Origin of the sequence: Pseudomonas sp. NPDC077186 (genome assembly GCF_044543505.1) — a bacterium.
GTDB lineage: Bacteria > Pseudomonadota > Gammaproteobacteria > Pseudomonadales > Pseudomonadaceae > Aquipseudomonas.
The window spans coordinates 332,059-346,138 of record NZ_JBITWE010000005.1 but is presented as its reverse complement, the minus strand read 5'-3'; the positions used below and the strand labels follow the sequence as shown (position 1 = coordinate 346,138).

At 65.8% G+C, this 14,080-nt stretch carries 11 protein-coding genes; 9 read left to right on the top strand and 2 right to left on the bottom strand.

From position 1 onward, the window contains the following. Nucleotides 1-97: 97 nt before the first annotated feature. From ACIGKL_RS19840 to ACIGKL_RS19810, 7 genes are all read left to right on the top strand, one after another. Nucleotides 98-2,611, top strand: coding sequence for a penicillin acylase family protein (locus tag ACIGKL_RS19840; RefSeq protein WP_397488165.1), 2,514 nt, complete (start codon nt 98-100; stop codon nt 2,609-2,611). Between the two features lie 421 nt (nt 2,612-3,032). After that, a complete protein-coding gene (gene nadE / locus ACIGKL_RS19835; protein WP_397488164.1) occupies nt 3,033-3,860 on the top strand; it encodes an ammonia-dependent NAD(+) synthetase in 828 nt (275 codons plus the stop codon). A gap of 127 nt (nt 3,861-3,987) precedes the next feature. After that, nucleotides 3,988-5,091, top strand: coding sequence for an AI-2E family transporter (locus ACIGKL_RS19830; RefSeq protein ID WP_397488163.1), 1,104 nt, complete (start codon nt 3,988-3,990; stop codon nt 5,089-5,091). Further along, complete coding sequence (locus ACIGKL_RS19825) at nt 5,081-6,604, top strand: efflux transporter outer membrane subunit (RefSeq protein ID WP_397488162.1); 1,524 nt, start codon at nt 5,081-5,083, stop codon at nt 6,602-6,604. Before ACIGKL_RS19830 ends, ACIGKL_RS19825 begins: the two co-directional genes overlap by 11 nt. Beyond that, nucleotides 6,601-7,728 (top strand): HlyD family secretion protein, encoded by a 1,128-nt coding sequence (locus tag ACIGKL_RS19820; protein ID WP_397488161.1) that lies wholly within the window; start codon nt 6,601-6,603, stop codon nt 7,726-7,728. The genes ACIGKL_RS19825 and ACIGKL_RS19820 overlap by 4 nt, the downstream gene beginning before the upstream one ends. Then, nucleotides 7,728-8,762, top strand: coding sequence for a DUF2955 domain-containing protein (locus tag ACIGKL_RS19815; RefSeq protein WP_397488159.1), 1,035 nt, complete (start codon nt 7,728-7,730; stop codon nt 8,760-8,762). Before ACIGKL_RS19820 ends, ACIGKL_RS19815 begins: the two co-directional genes overlap by 1 nt. After that, on the top strand, nt 8,753-9,199 hold the full coding sequence (locus tag ACIGKL_RS19810) for a potassium channel family protein (protein ID WP_397488158.1): 447 nt from the start codon (nt 8,753-8,755) through the stop codon (nt 9,197-9,199). The genes ACIGKL_RS19815 and ACIGKL_RS19810 overlap by 10 nt, the downstream gene beginning before the upstream one ends. A 111-nt stretch (nt 9,200-9,310) precedes the next feature. On the opposite strand, the gene dcd is transcribed toward ACIGKL_RS19810, so the two are convergent. Continuing rightward, nucleotides 9,311-9,877, bottom strand: a complete 567-nt coding sequence (gene dcd / locus ACIGKL_RS19805) for a dCTP deaminase (protein ID WP_021446086.1) — start codon at nt 9,875-9,877, stop codon at nt 9,311-9,313. 311 nt (nt 9,878-10,188) lie between these two features. Here dcd and ACIGKL_RS19800 point away from each other — a divergent pair, with 311 nt between their 5' ends. Continuing rightward, nucleotides 10,189-10,398 (top strand): cold-shock protein, encoded by a 210-nt coding sequence (locus ACIGKL_RS19800; RefSeq protein WP_004423761.1) that lies wholly within the window; start codon nt 10,189-10,191, stop codon nt 10,396-10,398. Nucleotides 10,399-10,664: 266 nt separating this feature from the next. Here ACIGKL_RS19800 and apbC read toward each other — a convergent pair whose 3' ends face one another. After that, complete coding sequence (gene apbC, locus ACIGKL_RS19795; RefSeq protein WP_397488157.1) at nt 10,665-11,753, bottom strand: iron-sulfur cluster carrier protein ApbC; 1,089 nt, start codon at nt 11,751-11,753, stop codon at nt 10,665-10,667. A 164-nt stretch (nt 11,754-11,917) separates the two neighbouring features. Between apbC and metG the strand changes: the two genes are divergently transcribed. Then, entirely contained in the window at nt 11,918-14,017 is a 2,100-nt protein-coding gene (metG, locus tag ACIGKL_RS19790) for a methionine--tRNA ligase (RefSeq protein ID WP_397488156.1), read from the top strand. The last annotated feature ends 63 nt before the right edge of the window (nt 14,018-14,080 follow it).

Below are 14,080 nucleotides of genomic sequence, written 5' to 3'. Positions count from 1 at the left end.
CTCATTACCGTGGCGACTTCATGGCCGATCGGCAGCGATCGGCCCGTTGCGCGCAGCCGCCGCACCCCCGACCTATCGCCTGCCAAGGAATTTCGCCATGCGCACGCTGGCCTGCCTGACCCTTGCCGCCTCGCTGACCGGCCTTGCCGGCTGCCAGTCCCTGCTCAACAGTCGTTATGCTGACAGCGTGCCGCCGACGCGTGGCGTGGAACGCATCCAGGGCCTGGCGGAAAGTGCCTCGATCCGCCGAAACGCCCTCGGCATGCCGCTGATCGAGTCGGGCACCTTCCACGATGCGCTGTTTGCCTTGGGCTACGTGCATGCCGGCGACCGCCTCGGGCAGATGGTCGGCATGCGCCTGCTGGCCGAAGGACGCCTGGCGGAAATGGCCGGCCCCGGCGTGCTGGAGATGGACAGGTTCATGCGCGCGGTCGATCTCAAGCGCAGTGCCGAGGCGCTCTATGCCGGCGCCTCGCCGCGGCTGAAACGCTTCTTCGAGGTCTACGCGCGCGGCGTCAACGCCTACATGTTCCGCTACCGCGAGCGCCTGCCGATGGACCTGGCCGAGTCCGGCTACCGGCCGGCCTACTGGAAACCGGAAGACTCGGTGCTGCTGTTCTGCCTGCTCAATTTCGGCCTGGCGGTCAACCTGCAGGAAGAGATCGCCGCGCTGGTCATGGCCCAGCAGGTCGGCGCCGACCTGCTGCCCTGGCTGCTGCCGATCTACCCCGACGAGGCGCTGCCGTTCGACGAAGCGCAGAAGCTCGCCGGCCTCGACCTCAAGGGGCAGCTGCCCGGCCTGCAGGCGGTCGGCCAGGCCGCGGCGCAGATCGCCGCGCAGCACATGCTCGGCGTCGCCGCCTCGAACAACTGGGCCATCGCCCCGCAGCGCGCGCGCGGCGGCAAGAGCCTGCTGGCCAACGACACCCACCTGCCGCTGAGCATGCCCTCGCTGTGGAATTTCGTGCAGATCCGCTCGCCCAAGTACCAGGCCGCCGGCATCTCGCTGGCCGGCGTGCCAGCCGTGGTCGCCGGCTACAACGGCAAGCTGGCCTGGGGCATGACCATGGTCATGGGCGACAACCAGGACCTGTTCCTCGAACGCGTCAAACGCGAGGGCGGCCGCCTGCTGTACCTGGCCGACGGCCAGTGGCTGCCGGCCCGCGAACGCCAGGAGACCTTCTTCATCAAGGGCCAGCGGCCGATCCGCGAGACACTTTACGAAACCCGCAACGGCCCGCTGCTCAACTCGGTACTGGGCGAGCGCAAGCACGCGTTGCAACCGCTGCGCCTGGAGAGCGGCTACGGCCTGGCGCTGAAGACCACCCAGTTCGAGCGCGACGCCAGCCTCGACGCCTTCTTCGACCTGTCCCGCGCGCAGTCGGTGGACGCGGCCTTCGAGGCCACCCGCGAGATCCGCGCCATGCCGCTGAACATCGTCTTCGCCGACGCCCAGCACATCGGCTGGCAGGTCACCGGGCGCTACCCGAACCGCCGCGAGGGCCGCGGCCTGCTGCCCTCGCCCGGCTGGGACGACCGCTACGCCTGGGACGGTTTCGCCGACCCGATGCTCCATCCCTACGACCAGGACCCGCCGCAGGGCTGGCTGGGCAGCGCCAACCAGCGCAGCGTGCAGCCGGGCTACGGCATGCAGCTGTCCAGTTCCTGGTACTACCCCGAGCGCGCCGAACGCATCGCCGAACTGGCCGGCAGCGGCCAGCATGACGGCCGCAGCATGATCGCCATGCAGTACGACCAGACCTCGCCCTTCGTCGCCAAGCTGCAGGCCATGTTCAGCGACCCGGGCATGGAAAGTCCGCTGCGAGAGGCCATCGCCGCCCTGCCGGCGGGTCAGCGCGAACGCGCCGAGGAAGCCCTGCAGCGCCTGCAGGCCTTCGACGGCAGCTTGGCCGCCAGCTCCGCCGATGCGGCGATCTACGCCGCCTTCCTGCATGAAAGCGCGCGGCAGATTTTCCTCGACGAACTCGGCCCGGAAAGCAACCCGGCCTGGCAGGCCCTGGTGCAAGCCGCCAACGCCTCCTACTCGGCGCAAGCCGACCACCTGCTCGGCCGCGCCGACAGCCCGTTCTGGAACGACATCCGCACGCCGCAGGCCGAAGACAAGCCGGCCATCCTCGCGCGCAGCCTGGCTGCCAGCATCGAACTGCTGGAAAGCCGCCTGGGCCAGGCGCGCAGCGCCTGGCAGTGGGGCAAGCTGCACAGCTACGAATGGGTCACCGAGACCAGCCGCCTGGCGCCCTATATGAGCGCCAGCCAGCGCGCCAGCATCAATGCGCTCAAAGGCTACCTGGATCGCGGCCCCTACCCGGCCGGCGGCGACCACAGCACGCTCAACGTCTCGGCCTATGCCTGGGGCCAGGACTTCGACACCTGGCTGATCCCGGCCATGCGCATCGTCGTCGACTTCGCCGCCGCCGAGCCGCTGAGTGGCGTCAACAGCTCCGGCCAGTCGGGCAACCCGGCCAGCCCGCACTATGCCGACGGTATCGAGGCCTGGCTCAAGGGCGGCTATATGAGCTTCCCGTTCCGAGCGGAGAACCTGGACAAGGTCTACGGCAACCAGCGCCTGCTGCTGATGCCGGCCAGGTGACGACCGTTCGTCGGGTGGTGCTGAACCTTTTCGTCGGCGCCTCGCTCTGAGTATTCGACTTACTCCATAGATCATCGTTTAAGGCGCCTCTGGCGCCTTTTCTTTTGCCTGGGCAAAAGCCTGCGCGAAAAAAGATGGCCTTTTTACATCATCGAATTGAACTTAGCGCCGCCACCGGGCTCAGAACCTGTGCATCGATTGAAAGCTCCTGGCGCCTCTGGCGCCTATTTTTTTATGGCCTGCCATTCCTGGCCGCCCCTACGGGCCGTCGCTGCACGACGCTGAAAATTCCTCCCGGGCATTTTTTGTCCGCTTCTCGCCCTCGTACCTCTCTAGCCTGCACTTTTCTCCTGGATGGACGTAAGCTCTAGCGCTTTCCGTTTCCCGCTTTGCAGCGCCGACCCGCATCAAGGAGCCCGAGATGAGCAACCGCCAAGCCGAAATCGCCGCCGCCCTGGAGGTGGTGCCGCCCTTTGCCGACGAAACCGCCCTGATCAAAGAGATCGAACGGCGCAAGGCCTTTATCAAGCAGTGCCTGCGCAACTCGGGGCTGAAGGTGCTGGTGCTCGGTATCAGCGGCGGCGTCGACTCGCTGACCGCCGGGCGCCTGGCGCAATTGTCGGTGGAGGAGCTGCGCAGCGAGACCGGCGATTCGGCGTACCGCTTTATCGCCGTGCGCCTGCCGCACAACGCCCAGCACGACGAGCACGACGCCCAGGACTCGCTGCAATTCATCCGCGCCGATGAAGAGGACACCGTCAATATCGCCAGCAGCGTGCTGGGGCTGGGCGAGCAGGTCACCCACCTGCAGCAACTGAGCGACGCGCGCCGCGACTTCGTGGTCGGCAATATCAAGGCGCGCATCCGCATGGTCGCCCAGTTCGCCATCGCCAACGCCAACAACGGCCTGGTGATCGGCACCGACCACGCCGCCGAGGCGGTGATGGGTTTCTTCACCAAGTTCGGCGACGGCGCCTGCGACCTGGCGCCGCTGTCCGGCCTGGTCAAGGGCCAGGTACGGGCCATCGCCAAGCACCTGGGCGCGCCGCAGCATCTGGTGCTGAAGACCCCGACCGCCGACCTGGAAGAACTGCGCCCGGGCAAGCCGGACGAGGAAGCCCATGGCGTGAGCTACGCCGAGATCGACGCCTTCCTGCACGGCGAAACGGTCAGCGAGGCGGCCTATGCCACCATCGTCCGCACCTTCGATGCCACCCGCCACAAACGCGAGCTGCCGCTGGTGCCCTGAAGGGCGACAATCGCGAGCTAAAGCCTTCGCGGCAGAGTTGGACAGGGCGGGCTACGCTGACTGGCGTGGCCCACTCCATGAGTCGGGCTGACGAGACAGCCCAGCAGACTCAGGAAAGGAACCCCTCATGTCCGACCTCCCCCCGGTGGATCCGCGCATCCCCCGCACCCTGCTCGACACCCTGATTCGCGCCGGGCTGATCGCCACCCTGGTAGTGGCCTGTTACGAGATCTTCCATCCCTTCCTCAGCCTGATGGCCTGGGCCTTGATTCTCGCCGTCACCCTCTATCCGTTGCACGGCATGCTCAGGCCCCGTGTCGGCGGCGGCGAGGGGCGTGCCGCCACCTTGCTGATCGTCATCGCCATTGCCATCCTCCTGGTGCCGACCTACCTGCTCGGCGCCTCGCTGACCGAATCGGTGCAGAGCGTCATCGCCGTGGTCAAGGAAGACGGCGTGCATATCCCGGCCCCGCCGGCCAACGTGGCGGACTGGCCGCTGATCGGCAAACCGCTGTACGCGCTCTGGGCGCAAACCGCGTCCGACGTAACCAGCGCACTGCAACAGGCGGCCCCCCACCTCAAGGGCGCGGCCCTAGGTCTGCTCGGCAAACTGGCCGGCGCCAGCGTCGGCCTGCTGGTGTTCATCGGCGCGCTGATCATCGCCGGCATCATCATGGCCTACGGCAAGAGCGGCCATCGCAGCGCCCTGCGCATCGCCAACCGGGTGGTTGCCCATGGCTATGGCGAAGACATGGTCACGCTGTGCACGGCCACCATCCGCGCAGTCGCCCAGGGCGTGATCGGCATCGCCTTCATCCAGATGCTGCTGATCGGTGCCGGCTTCATTGTCAAGGGCGTTCCGGGGGCCGGCCTGCTGGCTCTGGGCGTGTTGATCATTGGCATCATGCAGTTGCCGGCCACCCTGATCACCCTGCCGGTGATCGCCTACGTGTTTTTCAACGAAGGCGCCAGCCTGGCGGTCATCATCTTCGGCATCTACACCTTCGTCGCCGGCCTCGCCGACAACGTGCTCAAGCCGCTGCTGCTCGGCCGCGGCGTGGACGTACCGATGCCGGTAGTACTGATCGGTGCCCTCGGCGGCATGGTGGCCGGCGGCATCATCGGACTGTTCATCGGCCCGGTGTTGCTGGCCGTCGGCTACAAACTGTTCTGGCAGTGGGTCGATCAACAGCCAGGTGACGCCTCGCCCGGCTCCGCGAATGAAGCGTGAACACCACCGCCTTGGGATGATGATGCTGGCCGCAGCCGCCCTGAGCGGCTGCGTGCGCCTGGGGCCGGACTTCCAATCGCCACGCCAAACCTGGATCGACCACTGGGACAGCCAGGCGCTGAACGCGGCCAGCCAACAACAGCCGCAGCCGGACAACCGGCAATGGTGGACACAATTCGACGACCCGCTGCTCGAGCGCCTGATCGCCGAGGCGGACGTCCACAACCCCAACCTGCGCATCGCCGCCCTGCGCATCCTCGAAGCCCGCGCCCAGCTCGGCATCGCCCGCAGCGGGCGCTACCCGCAGCTGCAGCAGGCCAGCGCCGATGCCTTCTATCTCGAGCGCAACCAGTACGGCGGCGACACCGAGCTGGACAGCAGTGCCTGGCAGTACGGCGCTGGCTTCGACATCGGCTGGGAGCTGGACTTCTGGGGTCGCTACAGCCGCGCCATCGAATCCGCCGACGCCAGTTACTTCGCCGCCCGGGCCAACTACGAGGATGCCTTGGTACTGCTGCGTGCCCAGGTGGCGCAGACCTACTTCGCCCTGCGCACCGCCGAGGCACGCCTGGGCATCGCGCGCGACAACGCCAGGCTGCAGAAGCGCAGCCTGGAGATCACCGAACGCCTGTTCAACAGCGGCAACAGCGACGAGCTTGACCTGCAGCAGGCCAAGACCCAGTACCTGGGCACCCTGAGCAGCGTGCCCGAGTTGGAGGCCCAGGCGGCGCAGACGCGCAACGCCCTCGCCGTACTGATCGGCCAGCCGCCGGGCAGCCTACCCGAGCTGAATGCGCAGACCGGCCTGGTACCGCTGGTCGACCAGGCCCTGCTCGACGACGTGCCGGCCAACCTGCTGTTGCGCCGCCCCGACGTACGCGCCGCCGAACACCAGGTGGCCGCCCAGTCCGCCCTGATCGGGGTGGCCGAGAGCGACCTGTACCCCTCGCTCAGCCTGCTCGGCAGCATCGGCTGGTCGGCCAGCAGCAAGGCCGGCAGTCCCGACACGCTGAGCCTCGGCGCCGGCCCCAACCTGACCTGGAACCTGTTCGATCACGGCCGCCTGCGCAACAACGTGCGCGTGCAGGATGCGCGCCTGCAGCAACTGATCGAGGCCTACCGAGACCGCGTGCGCCAGGCTGCGCGCGAAGCCGACGACGCCGCCACCGGCCTGAGCAAGGCGCTGGAACGCGAGCGCATCCTGCGCGAGGCCGCGTTCTCGGCCCAGCGCTCTCTGACCCTGGCCAGCGCCCAGTACCGCGAGGGCTATTCCGACTTCCAACGGGTGCTGGACGCTCAGCGCGCCCTGTTCGCCCAGCAGGATGGTTACCTGGTGGCACGCAGCGCCGCACTGAGCAACCTGATCGACCTCTATCGCGCCCTCGGCGGCGGCTGGCACAGCAACCAGCCATTGCTCGACGGCGCCACCCTCGAGCAGATGCGCCAGCGTACCGACTGGGGCGAGCTGCTCGACGAACCATCAGCCCCGTCCGCCCAGGCAGCCACGCCATGACCGACAGCCCGGAAACCACCGACCAGAGCGCCGCCAAACCCGCAGCCAGGGAACAAGACCCCAGCCGCCGCGGCGTGCAGCTTACCCTCGCCGCGATCGGCCTGACCCTGGTCTGGTACCTGCTGGCCGACCGCTTCACCCCCTATACCCAACAGGCGCGGGTGCAGGCCTACGTGGTCGCGGTGGCACCGGAGGTGGCCGGGCGCATCCAGCGGGTGCTGGTCGGCAACAACCAGACGGTCGAGGCCGGCCAGGTGCTGTTCGAACTCAACCCGCAGCCCTACGAGATCGCCGTGGCCAAGGCCCGCGCCGAGTTGGAAAACATGCGCGGCCAGGTCGGCGCCAGCACCGCCGCCATCGACTCGGCCCTGGCTTCGCAGCGCGCCGCAGAGGCCGGCGAGCTGGAAGCCAGGCAGGATCGCGAGCGTCTGGAACGCCTGTATCGCGAAGACCCCGGGACCATCTCCCTGCGCCGCCTGGAAATCTCCCGGGCCAATTTGCAGCAGGCCATCAGCCAGGTGGCCGCGGCCCGTGCCGAAGTGCAGCGCGCCCGCGAAAGCGAGGGCGGCAGCGGTGCCGACAACGCCCGCCTGCGCAGCGCCGCCGCGGCAGTCGAGCAGGCCGAACTGGACCTGAGCAAGACCCGGGTACGCGCCGCCTCCGCCGGGCTGATCACCGACCTGCGCAGCGAAGTCGGCCAGTATGCGGCGGCCGGCAGCCCGCAGATGACCCTGATCGGCCTCAGCGACCTGTGGATCAGCGCCGAGATGAGCGAGAACAACCTCGGCCACCTGCAGCCGGGCACGGCGGTTGCCATCGTCCTCGACGCCCGCCCCGGGCATGTCTATCGCGGCCGCGTGCGCAGCATCGGCTATGGCGTCAGCGTCGGCCAGAGCACCCCGCCCGGCAGCCTGCCGACGGTGGAGAACAGCCGCGACTGGCTGCGTGCGGCGCAACGCTTCCCGGTGATCATCGAGTTCGTCGAGGGCGAACTGGGCGACTATCGGGGCCTGCGCGTCGGCGGCCAGGCCGAGGTGATGGCCTTCCCCCTCGAGGGCAACCCACTGAACCTGCTCGGCCGCGCCTTTCTGCGCGTGATGAGCTGGCTGTCGTTCGCCTACTGATGGCCGGCCCGACCGATCCGCGCCCGCAGCGCGCCCTGCGCCTGGCCTGCGGCGTGGCCTGTGGCACCGTCCTGGGCTTCGGCCTGGGCCTGCAGCTGCCTTTTCTCGCGCCGGTACTGGTGCTGCTCCTGCTGGCCATGAGCAACCGGCCGCTGACCCTCAGGGCCGGCCTGAGCCTGGCCCTGGTGGCCGCGCTGACCTGCGGCAGCGGTCTGCTGCTGAGCCCGTTGCTGCGTCACTCGCCGTTCAGCGGCGTGCTACTGGTGGCACTCGGCCTGTTCTTCAGCTTTCGCTTCGCCCTGCGCGGCGGCAACGGCTTGCTGTCGACCCTGCAGGTCATCGGCCTGACCCTGGTTACCGCCGCCGGCACCAGCTCCATGGCGCTCGGCCAGGAAGTGGTGGTCGCGCTGATCAAGGCCGTGCTGCTGACGACCCTGTGCGTGGCTATCGGCCATTGGCTGTTTCCCGAACCCGCGGGACTGCCGCCCGCCGCCAAGCCGGCGGCCATGGGTCAGGCGCGCTCCGAGTGGATCGCCCTGCGCGCCATGCTGGTGGTACTGCCGGCCTGGCTGTTGGCACTGGCCGACCCCGCCAGCTACATACCGCTGGTAATGAAAGCGGCCAGCCTCGGCCAGCAGGTGTGCGGCACCAGCGCCCGCGACGCCGGCCGCGAACTGCTCGGCTCGACCCTCCTGGGCGGCGCGCTGGCGATCGCCTTCTGGGCCCTGCTGAGCATCCTGCCGCACCTGTGGCTGTTCTTCCTGCTGATGCTGCTGTTCATCCTGCTGCTGGCACGGCGTCTCTACCAATTGGTGGCCAACCGCCTGAGCCCCGGCTTCTGGCTGAATAGCGCGATGACCCTGATCATCCTGCTGGGCCAGTCGGTACAGGACAGCGCCCTCGGCAAGGATGTCTACAGCGCCTTCGCCATCCGCATGGGCCTGTTCGTCCTCGTCACCCTGTACGCCTGCGCGGCGGTCTACCTGATCGACCGCCGCGTCACCCTGCCCCCTGAGGAAAAGCCATGTTCCTGAACCTGCTGATCGGCCTGCCCATAACCATGCTGTGCCTGCTGCTGCAGGCCGTGATGGTCGCCCTCAGCCTGCGTCGTTATATCGACTATCGGCATGGCCTGAGCCGGCCATCGCTCGGCAGCACCATCCTCATCCTGAGCCTGGTGATGCTGTTCATGCTGTTCGGCAACTTCCTGCAGATGAGTATCTGGGCCGGGCTGTTCGTCCTGCTCGGCGAATTCGAAACCTTTGCCCAGGCCCTGTACTTCTCCGGCGTGACCTTCGCCACCCTGGGTTACGGCGACCTGGTGCTCTCCCCGCCACGGCAGCTGCTGAGCGCACTGGAGGCGGCCAACGGTATCCTCATGTTCGGCGTATCCACGGCCGTGATGACTGCCGCACTCGGCGACGTACTCAAGCACTACGCCCAACAGCGCAAGGCCGCACAGGAGCCCTGAGGCACTGCGCCGGCTGGCAAACGGCTAACCGCTCGTCGCCAGCCGCTTATCGAGCGGGGCACAGACGAAAAAGCCGAGCAGAGGCTCGGCTTGTTCGGATGCAGCGGCCATTCAGGCCTTGGGCAGGGTCACGCCCAGCTGGCCCTGGTACTTGCCGCCGCGATCCTTGTACGACACCTCGCAGGCCTCGTCCGACTGCAGGAACAGCATCTGCGCCACGCCCTCGTTGGCGTAGATCTTCGCCGGCAGGGTGGTGGTGTTGGAAAACTCCAGGGTCACGTGGCCTTCCCACTCCGGCTCCAGCGGCGTGACGTTGACGATGATGCCGCAGCGCGCATAGGTGCTCTTGCCCAAGCAGATGGTCAGCACGTCGCGCGGGATGCGGAAGAACTCCACGGTGCGGGCCAGGGCGAAGGAATTCGGCGGGATGATGCAGACGTCGCTCTTGACGTCGACGAAGCTCTTCTCGTCGAAGTTCTTCGGGTCGACGGTGGCCGAGTTGATGTTGGTGAACACCTTGAATTCGTCGGCGCAGCGCACGTCGTAGCCGTAACTGGACACGCCGTAGGAGATCAGCCGCTCGTTGCCTTCGGTGCGCACCTGGCGCTCGACGAAGGGCTCGATCATGCCGTGCTCGAGAGCCATGCGGCGAATCCACTTGTCCGATTTGATGCTCATGGCGAGGTGTCCTGAATGGGCGGTGGCGAAAAAAGTGAGCGCATCTTACCGACCCCGGCGCCCCGCTTCAAAGGCTGTCGACCGGCGTCACGACCGGCCGCCGCGAGTTATTTGCAAGAAAGACGCACGCAGCATTCGCACTCGACGATAAAAACACGTATGGTGTGCCCACTGTGCTGCATGTGTCACCGCGAATCGCTACTAGATGCCTAGATCTCGATCCAAACATCGTCCGACTCCTAGTACTCGTTGCACTCAGTCCCGGCCTGGGCTTTTCCAGGGCTGTTATTACTTTTGTTAGGAGACATCACATGTCCAATCGTCAGACTGGCACCGTCAAGTGGTTCAACGATGAGAAAGGCTACGGCTTCATCACCCCGCAATCCGGTGACGACCTGTTCGTACACTTCAAAGCCATCCAGAGCGATGGTTTCAAGAGCCTGAAAGAAGGCCAGCAAGTGACTTTCGTGGCCACCCGTGGTCAGAAAGGCATGCAGGCTGAGGAAGTTCAGGTTGTCTAACCTGAGCTGACCCGCTTGAAAAGAGCCCCGCCCAGTGCGGGGCTTTTTTGTGGGCGTCTGAATTATGCTTGTCTCCCCTCTCCCGCTTGCGGGAGAGGGGGCGGAGGAGAGGGCTCGTCAGGCCAGCACCGAGTCGCCTATGCCACCCTCTCCCGCCCTTTGGGCACCCTCGGCTTTGGCATCCTGCGTCGCCCTACCTCCTGCATCCATGCAGTCGTCTCCCATAAATGGGAGAGGGTCATCAGAAGGCCGCGCCGCGGCCGCTTTCAGTCGTCGCTGATCTCGATGCTCGGCATCGCCGGCTTACCGGCCTGGGCGATGCGCGCGCCGACCTTGCGCGCCAGGTCCTGGTAGATCATGGCGATCTGGCTTTCCGGATCGGCGATGGTGGTCGGCTTGCCGTCGTCGGCCTGCATGCGAATGGCCATCGACAGCGGCAGCGAGGCCAGCAGCTCGATGCCGTACTGCGCGGCCAGCTTCTCGCCGCCGCCCTCGCCGAACAGGTGCTCGGCATGGCCGCAGTTGGAGCAGATATGCACGGCCATGTTTTCCACCACGCCCAGCACCGGGATATGCACCTTGCGGAACATCTCCACGCCTTTCTTGGCATCGAGCAGGGCCAGGTCCTGCGGCGTGGTGACAATCACGCTGCCGGCCACCGGTACCTTCTGCGCCAGGGTCAGCTGGATGTCGCCGGTGCCCGGCGGCATGTCCACCACCAGATAATCCAGGTCGTTCCAGGCGGTCTGGGTGATCAGCTGCAGCAGCGCGCCGCTGACCATCGGCCCGCGCCAGACCATCGGCGTGTTGTCGTCGGTGAGAAAGGCCATCGACATCACCTGCACGCCATGGGCCTCGAGCGGCACGAACCACTTCTGCTCCCTGACCTGGGGCCGCGTGCCTTCGGCGATGCCGAACATGATGCCCTGGCTGGGTCCGTAGATATCGGCGTCGAGGATGCCCACCCGCGCACCTTCACGCGCCAGGGCCAGCGCCAGGTTGGCCGCGGTGGTGGACTTGCCCACCCCGCCCTTGCCCGAGGCCACGGCGATCACGTTCTTCACCCCGGCCAGCGCCGGCACCTGGGCCTGGCCCTGGTGCGACTCGATCAGGCAATCGACCTTTACCTGCGCACTGTCGACGCCATCGAGATTCTCCAGCGCCATCTGCAGCATCTGCGCCCAGCCGTTCTTGAACAGCCCGGCGGCGTAGCCCAGCTGCAGACGCACATTGACCTTGCCACCCTGGATCTCGACCTCGCGCAGACAGCCGGCACTGACCGGGTCCTGGTCCAGATGGGGATCGGTGAACCGACGCAGACAGGCTTCGACCGCTTCGCGGGTGACGGCACTCATGCAAGAACTCCAAGAACAAGGCAGGGCAGAAACAGGCGCCCATCATAGCAGCAGCGCCATCGGACGATGGAGCACGGCGCTTTTCCGTGGCGCAGGTAGCTTGAAGCTTGTCGCTTCCCTTATAGTTGCCGACTTCCCTCGTTTTACCAGTGCAGCCGATCACCATGACCGAAGCCCGCAAGATTCTCGTCACCAGCGCCCTCCCCTACGCCAACGGCTCGATCCACCTCGGCCATATGCTCGAGTACGTGCAGACCGACATGTGGGTGCGCTTCCAGAAACTGCGCGGCAACCAGGCCATCTACGTGTGCGCCGACGACGCCCACGGCTCGGCCATCATGCTGCGCGCCGAGAAGGAAGGCATCACGCCCGAGCAGCTGATCGCCAATGTGCAGGCCGAGCACACCGCCGATTTCGCCGACTTCGGCGTGGACTTCGACAACTACCACTCGACCCACTCGCAGGAGAACCGCGAGCTGTCGGCGGCCATTTACCTCAAGCTGCGCGACGCCGGGCATATCGCCACCCGCTCGGTGACCCAGTACTTCGACCCCGAGAAGGGCATGTTCCTCGCCGACCGCTTTATCAAGGGCACTTGTCCTAAGTGTTCTGCCGAGGACCAGTACGGCGACAACTGCGAGAAATGCGGCGCCACCTACGCCCCCACCGAGCTGAAAGACCCGCGTTCGGCGATCTCCGGCGCGGTGCCGGTGCTCAAGGATTCCAAGCACTTCTTCTTCAAGCTGCCGGACTTCGAGGCCATGCTGAAGGAGTGGACACGAGGCTCGCACCCAGGCGGTACGAATCTGCAAGACGCCGTGGCCAACAAGATCGCCGAATGGCTCGACGGCGGCCTGCAGGAGTGGGACATCAGCCGCGATGCGCCCTACTTCGGCTTCGAGATTCCCGACGAGCCGGGCAAGTACTTCTACGTCTGGCTGGACGCACCGATCGGCTACATGGCCAGCTTTAAAAATCTTTGTTCGCGCCGCCCGGAGCTGGACTTCGATGCGTTCTGGAACAAAGATTCGACCGCCGAGCTGTATCACTTTATCGGCAAGGACATCGTCAACTTCCACGCCCTGTTCTGGCCGGCCATGCTCGAAGGCGCCGGCTACCGCAAGCCCACCGCGGTCAACGTGCACGGCTACCTGACGGTCAATGGGCAGAAGATGTCCAAGTCGCGCGGCACCTTTATCAAGGCGCGCACCTACCTCGATCACCTGAACCCCGAGTACCTGCGTTACTACTACGCCAGCAAGCTGGGCCGCGGCGTCGACGACCTCGACCTCAACCTCGAGGACTTCGTGCAGAAGGTCAACTCCGACCTGGTCGGCAAGGTGGTCAATATCGCCAGCCGCTGCGCCGGGTTTGTTCACAAGCTAGGCAGCGGGAAATTGCCTGATGAAGAATTTATCCGGGCCAATGTCGAAAAGATTCAAGAAGTCCCTGAAAACCTCAGATCTCTCTACTGGGAAGAAGGCTTCCAACGCAGAATTAACAAAGATATTGCCAGCGCATATGAGCTAAGGGACTTCTCCCGCGCCATGCGCGAAATCATGTTTAACGCAGACATGGCAAACGCCTTTGTAGCTGAAGCCGCACCGTGGAAACTTGCTAAGGAAGGAAGAACCGACGAAGCCTTGGCAGCATCTGCCCTGGGTATCAATTTCTTCCGCCAAATCATCATCATGCTCCAACCTGTGCTGCCTAACTTGGCAAGAGCAGCCCAAGAGTTCCTCAATGTCGCCGACCTCAAATGGAGCGACCACGAAGTAATGCTAACTAATCACCAGCTAAACCCGTTCACCCCGCTGCTGACCCGTATCGAACCCGCGAAGATAGACGCCATGATCGAAGCCTCCAAGGAAGACCTCGCCGCCGAAGCCGCCAAACCCGCCGGCAACGGCGAACTGGAAAAAGATCCTCTGGCCGCCGAGATCAATTTCGACGCCTTCGCCGCGGTCGACCTGCGTATCGCCCTGATCGAGAAGTGCGAGTTCGTCGAGGGCGCCGACAAGCTGCTGCGCCTGTCGCTGGATATCGGCGACGCCAAGCGCAACGTGTTCAGCGGCATCAAGTCCGCCTACCCGGACCCGAGCGCGCTGGAAGGTCGCCTGACCCTGTACGTGGCCAACCTGGCGCCGCGCAAGATGAAGTTCGGCATCAGCGAGGGCATGGTGCTGGCCGCCGGCCCCGGTGGCGAGGACATCTACCTGCTCAGCCCGGACAGCGGCGCCAAACCAGGCCAGCGCGTCAAATAACCGCACGCTAGGCTTATAGGCGTCGAACAAGCCGGCCAATGCCGGCTTGTTTGCTTCTGCGCG

What these genes read in the sequence shown, in the direction of transcription:
- ACIGKL_RS19830 (WP_397488163.1), top strand. Translation starts at nt 3,988, where the DNA reads ATGTCCGACCTCCCCCCGGTGGATCCGCGCATCCCCCGCACCCTGCTC.
- ACIGKL_RS19840 (WP_397488165.1), top strand. Translation starts at nt 98, where the DNA reads ATGCGCACGCTGGCCTGCCTGACCCTTGCCGCCTCGCTGACCGGCCTT.
- ACIGKL_RS19825 (WP_397488162.1), top strand. Translation starts at nt 5,081, where the DNA reads ATGAAGCGTGAACACCACCGCCTTGGGATGATGATGCTGGCCGCAGCC.
- ACIGKL_RS19800 (WP_004423761.1), top strand. Translation starts at nt 10,189, where the DNA reads ATGTCCAATCGTCAGACTGGCACCGTCAAGTGGTTCAACGATGAGAAA.
- dcd (WP_021446086.1), bottom strand. Translation starts at nt 9,877, where the DNA reads ATGAGCATCAAATCGGACAAGTGGATTCGCCGCATGGCTCTCGAGCAC.
- apbC (WP_397488157.1), bottom strand. Translation starts at nt 11,753, where the DNA reads ATGAGTGCCGTCACCCGCGAAGCGGTCGAAGCCTGTCTGCGTCGGTTC.
- nadE (WP_397488164.1), top strand. Translation starts at nt 3,033, where the DNA reads ATGAGCAACCGCCAAGCCGAAATCGCCGCCGCCCTGGAGGTGGTGCCG.
- ACIGKL_RS19820 (WP_397488161.1), top strand. Translation starts at nt 6,601, where the DNA reads ATGACCGACAGCCCGGAAACCACCGACCAGAGCGCCGCCAAACCCGCA.
- ACIGKL_RS19815 (WP_397488159.1), top strand. Translation starts at nt 7,728, where the DNA reads ATGGCCGGCCCGACCGATCCGCGCCCGCAGCGCGCCCTGCGCCTGGCC.
- ACIGKL_RS19810 (WP_397488158.1), top strand. Translation starts at nt 8,753, where the DNA reads ATGTTCCTGAACCTGCTGATCGGCCTGCCCATAACCATGCTGTGCCTG.
- metG (WP_397488156.1), top strand. Translation starts at nt 11,918, where the DNA reads ATGACCGAAGCCCGCAAGATTCTCGTCACCAGCGCCCTCCCCTACGCC.